15 protein-coding genes are annotated in these 12001 nt (G+C 67.4%); 4 read left to right on the forward strand and 11 right to left on the reverse strand.

What is annotated here, in order from left to right; genetic code table 11:
* Nucleotides 1–2 precede the first annotated feature (2 nt).
* The 3 genes from V7E00_RS13575 to pgeF are packed head-to-tail and all read left to right on the forward strand — an operon-like array spanning nt 3 to nt 2361.
* Nucleotides 3–1097, forward strand: a complete 1095-nt coding sequence (locus tag V7E00_RS13575; protein WP_333573173.1) for a class I SAM-dependent methyltransferase — start codon at nt 3–5, stop codon at nt 1095–1097.
* Nucleotides 1094–1597: a GNAT family N-acetyltransferase gene (locus V7E00_RS13580; protein WP_333573174.1), complete on the forward strand. Its 504-nt coding sequence runs from the start codon at nt 1094–1096 to the stop codon at nt 1595–1597. Before V7E00_RS13575 ends, V7E00_RS13580 begins: the two co-directional genes overlap by 4 nt.
* Nucleotides 1594–2361, forward strand: a complete 768-nt coding sequence (gene pgeF, locus V7E00_RS13585; protein WP_333573175.1) for a peptidoglycan editing factor PgeF — start codon at nt 1594–1596, stop codon at nt 2359–2361. Before V7E00_RS13580 ends, pgeF begins: the two co-directional genes overlap by 4 nt.
* 3 nt (nt 2362–2364) lie before the next feature.
* Here pgeF and V7E00_RS13590 read toward each other — a convergent pair whose 3' ends face one another.
* From V7E00_RS13590 to V7E00_RS13615, 6 genes are all read right to left on the reverse strand, one after another.
* Complete coding sequence (locus tag V7E00_RS13590) at nt 2365–2931, reverse strand: outer membrane beta-barrel protein (protein WP_333573176.1); 567 nt, start codon at nt 2929–2931, stop codon at nt 2365–2367.
* 100 nt (nt 2932–3031) lie between these two features.
* Complete coding sequence (locus V7E00_RS13595) at nt 3032–3943, reverse strand: hemolysin family protein (RefSeq protein ID WP_333573177.1); 912 nt, start codon at nt 3941–3943, stop codon at nt 3032–3034.
* Between the two features lie 8 nt (nt 3944–3951).
* A complete protein-coding gene (ybeY, locus tag V7E00_RS13600; RefSeq protein WP_333573178.1) occupies nt 3952–4461 on the reverse strand; it encodes an rRNA maturation RNase YbeY in 510 nt (169 codons plus the stop codon).
* Nucleotides 4461–4856 carry a type II toxin-antitoxin system VapC family toxin gene (locus tag V7E00_RS13605; protein WP_333573179.1) on the reverse strand — a complete coding sequence of 132 codons (396 nt, stop codon included), beginning with the start codon at nt 4854–4856 and terminating at the stop codon, nt 4461–4463. The genes ybeY and V7E00_RS13605 overlap by 1 nt, the downstream gene beginning before the upstream one ends.
* Entirely contained in the window at nt 4853–5104 is a 252-nt protein-coding gene (locus V7E00_RS13610) for a type II toxin-antitoxin system VapB family antitoxin (RefSeq protein ID WP_333573180.1), read from the reverse strand. The genes V7E00_RS13605 and V7E00_RS13610 overlap by 4 nt, the downstream gene beginning before the upstream one ends.
* A 52-nt stretch (nt 5105–5156) precedes the next feature.
* On the reverse strand, nt 5157–6161 hold the full coding sequence (locus V7E00_RS13615; protein ID WP_333573181.1) for a PhoH family protein: 1005 nt from the start codon (nt 6159–6161) through the stop codon (nt 5157–5159).
* Nucleotides 6162–6694: 533 nt separating this feature from the next.
* Between V7E00_RS13615 and V7E00_RS13620 the strand changes: the two genes are divergently transcribed.
* The gene (locus tag V7E00_RS13620) at nt 6695–7303 is read left to right on the forward strand and encodes a PEPxxWA-CTERM sorting domain-containing protein (protein WP_333573182.1); all 609 of its coding nucleotides are present in this window, start codon (nt 6695–6697) and stop codon (nt 7301–7303) included.
* 38 nt (nt 7304–7341) lie between these two features.
* Here V7E00_RS13620 and V7E00_RS13625 read toward each other — a convergent pair whose 3' ends face one another.
* The 5 genes from V7E00_RS13625 to V7E00_RS13645 form a co-directional block, all read right to left on the reverse strand.
* Nucleotides 7342–8694, reverse strand: a complete 1353-nt coding sequence (locus tag V7E00_RS13625; RefSeq protein WP_333573183.1) for an alginate export family protein — start codon at nt 8692–8694, stop codon at nt 7342–7344.
* A gap of 61 nt (nt 8695–8755) precedes the next feature.
* Complete coding sequence (gene miaB, locus V7E00_RS13630) at nt 8756–10066, reverse strand: tRNA (N6-isopentenyl adenosine(37)-C2)-methylthiotransferase MiaB (protein WP_333573184.1); 1311 nt, start codon at nt 10064–10066, stop codon at nt 8756–8758.
* A gap of 57 nt (nt 10067–10123) precedes the next feature.
* On the reverse strand, nt 10124–11005 hold the full coding sequence (locus tag V7E00_RS13635) for a lysophospholipid acyltransferase family protein (RefSeq protein WP_443019195.1): 882 nt from the start codon (nt 11003–11005) through the stop codon (nt 10124–10126).
* Nucleotides 10983–11405 (reverse strand): Fur family transcriptional regulator, encoded by a 423-nt coding sequence (locus V7E00_RS13640; protein WP_066724328.1) that lies wholly within the window; start codon nt 11403–11405, stop codon nt 10983–10985. Before V7E00_RS13640 ends, V7E00_RS13635 begins: the two co-directional genes overlap by 23 nt.
* 150 nt (nt 11406–11555) lie before the next feature.
* Complete coding sequence (locus V7E00_RS13645; protein WP_168847576.1) at nt 11556–11972, reverse strand: MucR family transcriptional regulator; 417 nt, start codon at nt 11970–11972, stop codon at nt 11556–11558.
* Nucleotides 11973–12001: the final 29 nt, after the last annotated feature.

The following is a 12001-nucleotide window of genomic DNA, read 5'->3' on the forward strand; positions in this document are numbered from 1 at the left end:
CCATGACCAACCCTCTCGATGCCCAGCCCGACGAACGCCGCGACAATGCCGCCGAGCCGGCGTTGCCCGAACGGCTGGCGCGGGCGATCACGCTCGCAGGACCGATCCCGCTCTCGCAGTTCATGGGGGCGGCGAACGCGCATTATTACGCCACCCGTGATCCGCTGGGCGCACGGGGCGACTTCACCACGGCGCCCGAGATCACCCAGATGTTCGGGGAACTGATCGGGCTTTGGGGTACGGACCTGTGGGACCGCGCCGGGCGCCCCGAGGCCACCCGCTATGTCGAGTTCGGCCCCGGTCGCGGCACGCTGGCGAGCGATGCGCTGCGGGCGATGGGCAAGGCGGGCTTCGCGCCCCCCGTCGACTTTCTTGAGACCAGCCCGGTGCTCCGCGCCGCGCAGAAGGAGCGCGTGCCGCACGCCGAATGGCACCTGGACCTGGTCGGGCTGCCGGACGATGCGCCGCTACTGGTGATCGCCAACGAATTCTTCGATGCGCTGCCGATCCGCCAGCTGGTCCACACCGCGCAAGGCTGGCGCGAGCGGCTGGTCGCTTGCCAGGACACGCTGTTCCTGCCCGTGACCGGCGACCGTGGCTTCGATCCGGTGATTCCGCCGGCGCTGCGCGATGCCCCGCCGGGCGCGATCCTCGAGACCTCGCCTGCCAGCGTATCGCTGCTCCGGGCGCTCGCCCAGCGGCTGCTGGCGCAAGGCGGCGCGGCGCTGATCATCGACTATGGCTATGAAGGCCCGGCGATCGGCGACACGCTGCAGGCGGTGCGCGGTCATGCCTTCGCCAATCCGTTCGACGCACCCGGCGAGGCCGATCTGACGGCGCATGTCGACTTCGGCACGCTCAAGGAAGCCGCCGAGGCCGAAGGGCTGATCGTGCACGGCCCGGTGACGCAAGGCGATTTCCTCAAGGCGCTGGGGATCGACGAGCGCGCCCGGGCGCTGGCGCGGGTCGCACCCGAGCGCGGCGACGCGATCGCGGCCGACCGCAACCGGCTGGTGGGCGACGAGCAGATGGGATCGCTGTTCAAGGTGCTCGCGATCACCGCGCCCGGCTGGCCGGTACCGGCGGGCTTCGCATGACCTTCCGCGACGCAACCCCCGCCGATGCTTCGGCGATCGACGCGGTGTTCCGGGAAAGCTTCCAGGCCACCTTCGCGCATCTCTATGCGCCCGAGGACCTCGCCGCATTTCTTGTGCGGTTTACGGTTGCCGGCTGGGCAGAGGAACTGGCGGACCCCGGCTTTGCCTTTCGGGTGATCGAGGATGCGGAGGGGATCGCCGGCTATTGCAAGCTCGGGCCCATCAGCCTGCCCGCCACGCCGGAAGGTGCGGCGGTGGAACTCCGCCAGCTCTATCTGCTCGATCGTGCCAAGGGCAGCGGCGCCGCGCAGGCGCTGATGGACTGGGCGCTCGCCACCGCCCGCGCGCGCGGCGCCGCCGAGCTCTGGCTCTCCGTCTATGTCGACAACCATCGCGCCAAGCGCTTCTACCAGCGCTACGGCTTCGAGGATCGGGGCCCCTATGCCTTCATGGTGGGTAACCATGCCGATGAGGACCGACTGATGCGGCTGGCGCTGTGAGCAACGTCGAAGTCACCCGCGCCCGCGCGCTGGAGGGCGTGGCACACGGCTTTCTCGGCCGGGTCGGCGGCGTCTCGACCGGGGTGGTCGCGGGGCTCAATGTCGGCACCGGGTCGCACGACGATCCGGGCGCCATCGCCGAGAATCGTGCCCGGGCCGTGGGGGCCGTGCTGCCGGGCGTGGAGCTAGTCACCGTCTATCAGGTCCATTCGGCCGATGCGGTGACCGTGCTCGCGCCGTTCGACGAGGCACTGCGCCCCAAGGCCGACGCGCTGGTCACCAACCAGCCGGGGCTGGTCCTCGGCATCCTCACCGCGGACTGCGCGCCGGTGTTGTTCGCCGATCGTGCGGCGGGTGTGGTCGCCGCGGCCCATGCCGGCTGGAAGGGCGCGATCGGCGGCGTCACCGACTCCACCATCGCGGCGATGGAAGCGCTCGGCGCGCGCCGCGATCGGATTGCTGCCGCGATCGGCCCCTGCATTGCGCGGGCCAGCTACGAAGTCGATGCCGGCTTCTTCCGCCGCTTCTGCGAGCAGGACCCGGCCAATGAGCGATTCTTCGCCGATGGTCGGCCCGAGCATTTCCAGTTCGACCTGGAAGCCTATGTCGTCCACCGCCTGGCATTGGCCGGCCTGCGGACGATCGAGGCGCTCGGGCTCGACACCTATTCGGATGAAGCCCGCTTCTTCAGCTTCCGCCGCGCGACGCACCGCGGCGAGCCCGACTATGGCCGGCAGATCAGCCTGATCGGGCTCGCGGAATAGCGGTCAGAAGCGGATCGGCGCGCCCAGCAACAGCTGGTGGCTGCTATTGTCGACATGGGTATAGTCGAGCCGCAGCCCAACCCGGTCGCTAACGCGCCACTCGGCGCCGCCGCCCACGGCGAAGCTGCTGCTCCAGCCATGCGCATCCTGCACTGCGGCGTTGCCGGTAAGGCGGTATCGATTTCCGCCATATCCGCCCTTGCCGTAGAGCAGCAGCCGGGGCGTCGCGACGAAGCCCAGCCGCCCGGTGACCCGAAATCCGAAGCGCGGGGATTGGCCATAGCGATAGTCGTCGCGAACCACCGCATCGGGCGTGCCGCCGCCGGCGGTTCCCTCCACTTCCCCGCCGATCCGCCAGCGCCGGGCGATCGCAAGGTCGTATCCGGCAAAGGCACCCCCGCCGAACCCGGTGTCGCGATAGTAGCGGCTTGAATAGGGTCGATCGTTCACCGTGACGTCGAGATAGAAATGGTGCTCGATCACCCCGGCCTCGGCGCCCGCATAGCCACCAGTAAATGGCGCTTCCTGCGCATTGGCAGTCGCCGCGCCGAACAGCGCGGCGGCTGTCATTATCCATCGCATGTTGATGCCCTCCCCCTCAGAGGAGATCAGGCTATGGCGATCGATATAAACACATGCTGAACGAAGCGACTATTTCCCTTCCGCAATATCACGCCGCATCTTCCACCCGCACTTCGGGCGGATGCAATCGCAGTCGGTTGACCTTGCGCTCATCGGCATCGATGACTTCGAGCTTCCAGCCGCTTTCATGCTCCAGGCACTCGCCGACTGCCGGCACATGCCCCGCCAGCACGAAGGCGAGGCCGCCGATCGTGTCGACATCCTCCTCCACCTCGGCCAGCCGCGGATCCACCGTCTCGGCGACGTCCTCCAGCTCGGCACGGGCATCGGCTTCCCAGCCGCCGCCGTCGATCGGCACGATCAGCGCGGCCGGCGCCTCGTCATGCTCGTCCTCGATCTCGCCGACGATCTCCTCGATCAGATCCTCGATCGTGATCAGTCCCTCGGTCCCCGAATATTCGTCGAGCACGATGGCCAGATGGGTGCGCTTCACCCGCATCTGCGCGAGCAGATCCAGCGCGCCCATCGATTGGGGCACGTAGAGCGGCTGGCGGATCAGGCCGGCGATGCTCGACGGATGGGCCTCGCCCTTGGCCAGGATCTCGAACACATCCTTGATGTGGACCATGCCGATGATCGTATCGAGCTCCTCGCGATAGACCGGCAGGCGGCTGTGCCCGGCCTCGGCGAAAAGCTGGACGAGATTGGCGAAGCTGGTCTGCTCCTCCACCGCGATGATGTCCGCGCGCGGCACGCCTACGTCGCCGGCGTCGCGCTCGCCAAAATGCAGCAGGTTCTTGAGCATCTGCCGCTCGATCGGGGCAAGGTCGCCGGCTGGCGGCGTGCCGCCGTCGCTCTCATGCTCCTCGATGGCTTCTTCCAGCCGCTCGCGCAGCGATTCTTCCTGTTCCTCGCCGAACAGGAGCGTGCGCAAACTGCGCCAGATGCCGCCGTTTTCGTGTCGGTGTTCGGGCGAGCCGGTACTAGGGCCCTCGTTCATGTTGGTGGTCAGTCCTCGCGTACGGGATAGGGATCGTGCAGGTTCAGCGCCGCCATGGCGGCTTGTTCCATCGCCTCCATGGCTTCCGCCTCGCCATCCTCGATATGGTCATAGCCTAGCAGGTGCAGCATGCCATGGACAATCAGATGCGCGGCATGATCGTCCACGGAAATGCCGCGCTCAATAGCTTCGGCCGAACAGACGCCATGCGCAAGCACGATGTCGCCCAGCAATACTTCGCCATCATCGCTGTTCTGGGTGACGGCATCGAGCAGATCGGGCTGGATCATCGGGAAGGAAAGCACGTTCGTCGGCTTGTCCTTGTCCCGATACTGGCGGTTGAGCGTGTGGACCTCGTCGTCGCTGGTGAAGCGCACCGCGACTTCCACCGCCGTCGGCCAGCCGCGCCATTCGGCATAGGGCGTCTGCGCGATCGCCGCCTCGGCCGCGCGCAGGGCAAGCGCTTCCCAATCGCCTTCCGGCCAGGGCGCTTCGGGGAGGGCGGCAACGTCAAGCATCAGGCGAGGTCCGTCTTGGAGAAATCGTCGCCCTTGTAGAGCAGACGCGCATCATGGGATTTGGCGCACGCATAGGCGAAGCAATCGCCCATGTTGAGTCCGGCCGGGTGTCGGCCCTTGCCGAATTGCTGATAGGCATCGAGCGCCAGGTCCAGCTCGCGTTGCCCGATCGGAACCAGTCTCAGTCCCAGCTCACCGGCATGGATCGCAACTTCCTGCCGCGCTTCCGCCACCTCCATCTGGCGCGAATGCGACAGCGCGGCAACGGCTTCCCAGCACGCCATTGGCGACCACAGCGCCGGCGCGCCTTCGACTGCATCGACGACGAAGCGGTCGCGCTCGGGTTCTTCGGCGATGATCGCCACCAGCGCTGATGCGTCAACGAACAGCGTCAAGCCTCGCCCCACAGCTCGTCGAAAAAGGCCTTGTCCGCCGGCAGCCCGGTGGGCGGCGGCAGCGGGTGCGCGCGACGATGCGCATCCAGTTTACGGAGCACGTCCTGCACCCGCCCTTTGGCTTCCAGCTCCGCCTTTCGCCGCAACAGGCTGTCGCGCACCGCCTCGGTCTTGGTGGTGCCGAGCGCGGCTGCGACTTCGGCAGCGAGCGCCGCGGTGTCCGGATCCTTGATGTAGAGCGATGCCACGCCAGCGTCTCCGAAGGGGATATCCCGAATGTAGGACGGGATATCCCGGCCTTCAACCATCGCCCTCATAGGCCGCGACGATCCGGCCGACGATTGGGTGGCGCACCACGTCACCGATGCCGAACCGCACCATCGAGATGCCCTCCACGCCCTCAAGCCGGTGGACAGCATCGTTCAGCCCCGAGGCATTGGGGCCGCCGGGCAGATCGGTCTGGTTGGGATCGCCGCAGATTACCATCCGGCTGTTCTGGCCGAATCGCGTAAGGAACATCTTCATCTGCATCGGCGTGGTGTTCTGCGCCTCGTCGAGAATGACGAAGGCATCGGCCAGCGTCCGGCCGCGCATGAAGGCGATGGGCGCAATTTCGATCTCGCCGCTCGCGATCCGCCGCTCCACCTGCTCCGCGGGCAGGCAATCGTAGAGGGCGTCGTAGATTGGGCGGAGATAGGGGTCGACCTTCTCCTTCATGTCGCCCGGCAGGAAGCCGAGCCGCTCGCCCGCCTCCACCGCCGGACGCGACAGGATCAGCCGCTGGACGCTGCCGGTGATCAGCTGCGCCACCGCCTGCGCCACCGCCAGATAGGTCTTGCCGGTACCCGCCGGCCCGAGCGCGAAGATCAGCTCGTTCGAAGCGAGCTCGCGCATGTAATGCGTCTGCGTCACCGAACGCGGTACGATCGTCTTCTTGCGCGTGCGGATCATGACGGAGGGCTTGGGCCCGCCCCCCGCCGGTTCGGCGCGCACGATGCCGGTGAACATCGGCTCGGTCGACATCGCGATCACCGCGTCGATCAATCCACCATCAACCGCCTCGCCGCGGATCACCCGGCTGTGGAGCTCCTGCAGCACCTCGCGGGCATGGGCCACCGCCTCCGTGCCGCCCTCGATCACCACCCGCTGGCCGCGTGCGTGGATGTACACGCCCAGCCGCTCCTCCAGCATCAGCAGGTTGGCATCGAACTCTCCGAAGAGCTGCGGCAGGAGCTGGGGCTTGTCGAAGGTCACCTCTACCCGGGAACGTTCGCCGGACTGGGCGGGGACAGGCTTGCGGCTCATGCGGTCCTTTCGGTGTTGGCGCGGGGCGTGGGGATCACGCGGCCCCGGAGGGGCAAACCTTGGCATCGTGCGGAGGTTCCTTGGCGCATGTCGATAGACAAGATGGCAGACGGAGACGCGGCTGCACAGGGGGAGATCGTCTGCCGTCGCGTAATGCCGCAGGCGTGTGACGCGGGTGCGACATCACGCCCTTTCCGCAGACGCGCAGCACCGGTGACCCGCGCGTGCCGAAACGGGATCGGCGCGCAGCATCGCTGCCTTGGAAGTGCCGCGGGCAGCGGCTAATCGCGCCGTCACACATCAGTAACAATCAAGGTCCGCGATGAAGTATCTGCTTCGGGGCGCGTTCGCATGCGCGCTTCTGTTGTATGCCGGCTCGTCGCTCGCAAAAACAACGAGCGAAACGGCCGTTCTGGGACAGCGCTGAGACGCAGCCCCACGCCAATGAGACGGATTCCCGCAACGCTGCCGTCGAGCGACGCCACCGCAGCTTGTACAAGAGTCCCGAGTTTCTGTTGCGAAGGAAAAGAAGAATGAAGACCGCTCTCGCGGCCATTGCTGCCGCCATGCTCGCCTGGACCGGCACTGCCCAGGCCGACACGATCATCGACACCGGCCCCGCATCCACCACCCTCTTCGACGCCCAGTCGATCACTGCGACCCGCAATGTCGCCGGCTTCTTCGAGCTGAACAAGGCGGTGACGGTGAACGGCGTGTTCGGGTGGATCGGCGGCAACGAAGGTGCGCGCCTCACGGCCAACATCTACAGCGAGATCGACTTCGTGCCGGCGAAGCTGCTCCATTCCACCAGCTTCGTGAACACCGGCTCGATCGGCTGGCAGGGCAGCGACTCGCTGAACTGGAAGCTGGACGCTGGCTCCTACTGGGTCGTGTTCTCGGGGGCCGATGAGAACAAGAGCTTCATGCCGAACGGCGCGGCCGATCCGCTGGTCGCCTATCTGCGCGGCAACAGCGACAATGGCTGGCTTCGCCTTCCGGAGAAGGATGCCCTCGGCGTTCGCCTGACGGGCTTCACCAGCGGCGTGCCGGAGCCGGCGAGCTGGGCGCTGATGATCGGCGGCTTCGGCCTGGCCGGCGGGGCGATCCGCACGCGTCGCAAGCGCCCGGCAGCACTGGCCTGAAGACGGCAGGGCCGGGTCGGCAGTGCCGCCCGGCCCGGCTACAGGCTCACCATCAGGTTTAGCGAACCATATCGGGTCCAGCGCCCCGGCCGGGCGTTGGGTGCATCACGCAGGAATCGCCCCTTGGCGAGCAGCACCGCGTCTGCCTCCAGCCGCACCGCCTTGCCCACCCGGTACCGCACCCGCCCATCGAACTGGTGCCCCGCGAAATCGCCCGCGCGGCCGCTCGCATCGCGCACGCCGGTGCTGGAGAAACTGTCGCTCCGCGCCGCCAGCCACATCGGGCGATAGCTGAGCATCAGGTCGGTGCGCGCATCCGGCGCGGCCTCGGCCTGCAGGGACGGCGCGACGACGTTGCTGCGGGCGATCGCGTTGTAGAGCCCGGCCGGCGCCAGATCGGCGCGGCGCATGCCGAACAGCGTATCGAACCGGCCATAGCGCCCGCCGGGCGCATCGCCGCTCGCATAATCGAACTCGGCCATCAGCCGCGGCTTCCATGCGCCTGCCCAGCTATAGCCCACCCGGCCATGAACGAACCAGGCGCGCACCTGCTGCCGCGCCGCGCCCGCGGCGAGGCTGATCGACTGCGAGCCGGTCTGCCCGATCGCCTCGGCCTCATAGTCGAACTTCCCCAGCGCCGGATCACGCGCGATCCGGATGCTGGCGGTATCGAGTGAACGGTCGCGCGTCGGGCGTCCGGGCGTGTCGTGCTCGCCAAGATGGAAATAGCTGGTCTCGACCAGCGCAGGACCGATCGTGTGTGCGCGGCTGATCAGCCCGCCCCACAGCACCAGCGCCGCGCCTTCGCGATCGATCGCCGGTGCGTTCGAGAGCAGCGAGTCGAGATCATCGGGCCGACGGCGCTGTGGCATGGTGTAAAGCGCCGTCGCTGCCCAGCGCCCGGCACTCCAATCCGCCCGCACCCCGGTATAGCCGTTGGTGGTGTTGCGGTAGTCGTCCGCCGCGACCAGCCGCCGGGAGCCGAGATTGAGCATGAAGCGGCCGGCCTGGAGCCTCAGCTTCGACCCCGCCCCCAGCCCCGCACCGAGATCGAGCTGCACATAGGCCTGCACCGGCTCCAGCGTGTTGACCTCGCCCGTCGTCACCGGCGAGCCATGGTTGCCGTTATAGGCGCGGCTGTCCCACAGCTCGCCCACCACGGTCACCGGCCCGCGCTGGTAGCGCGCGAGCAGCGTGGTGCGGAAATTGACGAGCTGGTCGCTGCTGTTGAAGCCCGCGCGCGCCTGGCCGTCGATCGCCTCGAACCGCACGCGCTCGCTGGCGGCGAAGGTCAGCCCCTCGGCCGGTGGCGGCAGCACGCCCTGGGCCTGCGCGGCGCCTGCCACGCCACCTGCCAGCACTGCGACGAGCCACCGCACCGTCTTCGCCATTTCCGCCCCCCTGTCAGCCGGTTGCCGGCCGCGGGCTTCTATGCGGACAGGGCGCGAAAGGTCACGCGGAAACTGCTGCCAGTTCGCGGCCTGCCAGCGAGTTCGGGCCGGCACTGACCAGCTCCACGTCGATCAGGTCGCCGATCTTCGCGCTGGTCTCCAGATGCACCGATTGCAGCCAGGGCGACTTGCCGATCATCTGGCCGGGGCGGCGGCCTACCCGCTCGATCAGCACCGAACAGCGCCGGCCGACGCTCGCTTCGTTGAACGCCTGCGAGTGGCGGGCCAGCGCCGCCTGCAGCCGCTGCAGCCGTTCGTCGGCCACCGCTTCGGGCAGATACTGGTCCACCCAATCGGCTGCCGGGGTGCCCGGGCGCGGCGAATATTTGAAGCTGAAGCACTGGGCGTAGCCGACGGCGTCGACCAGCTGCAGCGTTTCCTCGAACTCGGCCTCGGTTTCGCCCGGAAACGCGACGATGAAGTCGCCCGACAGCGCGATGTCCGGCCGGGCGGCGCGGACGCGCTCCAGGATGCGCAGGTAGGAATCGCGCGTGTGGCTGCGGTTCATCGCCTTGAGGATGCGGTCGCTGCCCGCCTGCACCGGCAAATGGAGGAAGGGCATCAGCTTGGGCACATGCGCGTGCGCCTCGATCAGCCCCTCGGCCATGTCGTTGGGATGGCTGGTGGTGTAGCGGATCCGCGCCAGTCCCTCGATCCGGTCAAGTGCTATGATCAGGTCGTGCAAGCCATGGCCGTCGTCATCGCCCCAGGCGTTGACGTTCTGGCCGAGCAGCGTGATCTCGCGCGCACCGGCATCGACCAGCGCCTTGGCCTCGTCGACGATCGCCGCATAGGGCCGGCTCACTTCGGCGCCGCGGGTATAGGGCACCACGCAATAGGTGCAGAACTTGTCGCAGCCTTCCTGCACGGTGAGGAAGGCGCTCGGCCCCACCTTGCGGCGCGCGGGCAGCTTCCCGAACTTGCTGGCGATCGGCATGTCGGTATCGAGGCCCAGCTGGCCCTTGGCGGCCTTGTCCACCAGCTCCGGCAAATTGTGATAGGCCTGGGGGCCGACCACCACATCGACCTTGGCGCGACGAGCAATCTCCTCGCCCTCGGCCTGGGCCACGCAGCCGGCGACCGCGATCATCGGCTTGCCGGATTCGCGCAGCTTCAGCCGGCCGATCTCCGAATAGACCTTCTCGGTGGCCTTTTCGCGAATGTGACACGTGTTCAGCACGACGAGATCGGCCTTGTCGGCCTCGGCCGCGACAAGGCCCTGGGCGGCCATCAGCTCGCCCATGCGCTCGCCGTCATAGACGTTCATCTGGCAGCCGTACGACTTGACGTGATAGGTCTTGGGGGTGGTCATGATCGGCGCGCCTATACGCGCAAAAGGCGGCAGAAAACAGGCCTGCGGCATCTGCGTTCAGCCCTGCTGCTGCAGCGGCGCCTTGTACCCGATCGGATCATCCGCGAAGCGGAACGGCCGCAGCGGGTGCCCAAGCGTCCGAACCATCGCTTCCTCGATCCGCCGCCGGCTCTCCGCAGCAATCGCCTTGCGGCCGGGGAAGTCGCGCGGGTCGAACGGCTCGAGGAAATGCACGCGCAGCCGGAAGCGCTGCTTGCGCGCCAGCACGCGCTTGGCGTTGTTCAGGCCCCGCTCCTGCCCGATCCACGCGATGTCCTCGCCCGCCGCTCCGTAATCGAGCATCACCGGCTGCACCATGACGCCCGGCGGCGGCGGCTCTAGCACGCGCAGCATCGGCGTCTTGAACGGCAGCAGCGACTTGCCGTCGGTGGTGGTGCCCTCGGGAAAGATCGTCACCGCCCAGGTCTCGGCCAGTGCGTCGCGCAGCTGGTTGATCTGCTCGGCCACGCCCATGCGGTTCTCGCGCTTCACATAGACCGTCCGGTTGAGCCCGGCGAGCCAGCCGACCAGCGGCGAGGCGCCGATCTCGGCCTTGGCGACGAACGCGGTGCCGCTCGCCCCGCCCAGCGCAAGAATATCGATCCAGCTGATATGGTTGGAGACGTAGAACACGTCCCGTTTCAAGGGCGTGCCGACCCGCTTCACCTTGGCCCCGGCGATCCGGGCCGCGCTTCCGAGGAACAACCGCGGCCAGGGCGAGGGCAGCCGCACCAGCCGGAACAGATAGTGGAGCGGCACATGCACCAGCAGCGCCAGCACCAGCCGGGCAATGCGGAACCAGACGCGCGCCAGCTCCGCCCCGGTCAGCCGGGTCGGCAGCCCCTGAGTCGCTTCCTCGCGGCGGCGCCGGGCCCGCTCAGTTCTTGCGCTCGAGCGCAACCCCGTAGAGTTCCATGCGGTGGTCGACGAGGCGGAAGCCGAGGCGTTCGGCGATCTGCTTCTGCAGCAGCTCCAGCTCGGGATCGACGAACTCGATCACCTTGCCGCTTTCCACGTCGATCAGGTGGTCGTGGTGCGCCTCGGGCGCGGGCTCGTAGCGCGCGCGGCCGTCGCCGAAATCGTGGCGATCGAGGATGCCCGCCTCTTCGAACAGGCGGACGGTGCGATACACGGTGGCAATGGAGATGCCGGGATCGATCGCGGCGGCGCGCTCATAGACCTTTTCCACATCGGGATGGTCGTCGGCGTCGGAAAGCACGCGCGCGATCACCTTGCGCTGTTCGGTGATGCGCAGCCCCTTTTCGTGGCAGAGCGCTTCGAGATCAATCTTGCGAACCATGCCACCGCTGTAGCGCCATTGGCGTCATCGGAAAAGGGCAACCCTTTGGATCACATTGATCGATCCTTCGCCCGGTTTCGCGGGCAAGAAAAAGCCGGCCGCGGGCGGGGGCCCGGGCCGGCGTTTTTGCTGGTCCTGGAGGAGGGACGATCAGCGCGTCTTGCGACGCTTGGTGCCCAGGCCGATCTTCTTCGCCAGGCTGCGGCGCTGCTCGGCATAGTTCGGGGCGACCATTGGATAGTCAGCCGGCAGGTTCCACTTGGCGCGATACTGTTCCGGGGTCATCTGATAGTGAGTCATCAGGTGACGCTTCAGCATCTTCAGCTTCTTACCGTCCTCGAGGCAGACGATATAGTCGGGCTTCACCGAAGCGCGCACCGAAACGGCCGGCTCCTGCTTCACTTCCGGCTCCGGCTGCGTGGTGCCCAGGCCGCTCAGCGCGGTGTGCACGTTCGAGATCAGCTGCGGCAGGTCCGACACGGCGACGCTATTGTTGCTGACATGTGCCGCAACAATATCCGCGGTCAGCGCGATGAGGGTTTCCTGAATTTCAGATGACGCTTCCATGATGTTCCTTTCGACCCGTTCACGGCGAC

It is taken from the genome of Sphingomonas sp. (assembly GCF_036731925.1).
GTDB lineage: Bacteria > Pseudomonadota > Alphaproteobacteria > Sphingomonadales > Sphingomonadaceae > Sphingomonas.

Bases quoted from the DNA above. Each gene is read 5' to 3' on its own strand.
- V7E00_RS13575 (WP_333573173.1), top strand. From the start codon at position 3: ATGACCAACCCTCTCGATGCCCAGCCCGACGAACGCCGCGACAATGCC.
- V7E00_RS13580 (WP_333573174.1), top strand. From the start codon at position 1,094: ATGACCTTCCGCGACGCAACCCCCGCCGATGCTTCGGCGATCGACGCG.
- V7E00_RS13590 (WP_333573176.1), bottom strand. From the start codon at position 2,931: ATGACAGCCGCCGCGCTGTTCGGCGCGGCGACTGCCAATGCGCAGGAA.
- V7E00_RS13595 (WP_333573177.1), bottom strand. From the start codon at position 3,943: ATGAACGAGGGCCCTAGTACCGGCTCGCCCGAACACCGACACGAAAAC.
- ybeY (WP_333573178.1), bottom strand. From the start codon at position 4,461: ATGCTTGACGTTGCCGCCCTCCCCGAAGCGCCCTGGCCGGAAGGCGAT.
- V7E00_RS13615 (WP_333573181.1), bottom strand. From the start codon at position 6,161: ATGAGCCGCAAGCCTGTCCCCGCCCAGTCCGGCGAACGTTCCCGGGTA.
- V7E00_RS13620 (WP_333573182.1), top strand. From the start codon at position 6,695: ATGAAGACCGCTCTCGCGGCCATTGCTGCCGCCATGCTCGCCTGGACC.
- V7E00_RS13625 (WP_333573183.1), bottom strand. From the start codon at position 8,694: ATGGCGAAGACGGTGCGGTGGCTCGTCGCAGTGCTGGCAGGTGGCGTG.
- miaB (WP_333573184.1), bottom strand. From the start codon at position 10,066: ATGACCACCCCCAAGACCTATCACGTCAAGTCGTACGGCTGCCAGATG.
- V7E00_RS13640 (WP_066724328.1), bottom strand. From the start codon at position 11,405: ATGGTTCGCAAGATTGATCTCGAAGCGCTCTGCCACGAAAAGGGGCTG.
- V7E00_RS13645 (WP_168847576.1), bottom strand. From the start codon at position 11,972: ATGGAAGCGTCATCTGAAATTCAGGAAACCCTCATCGCGCTGACCGCG.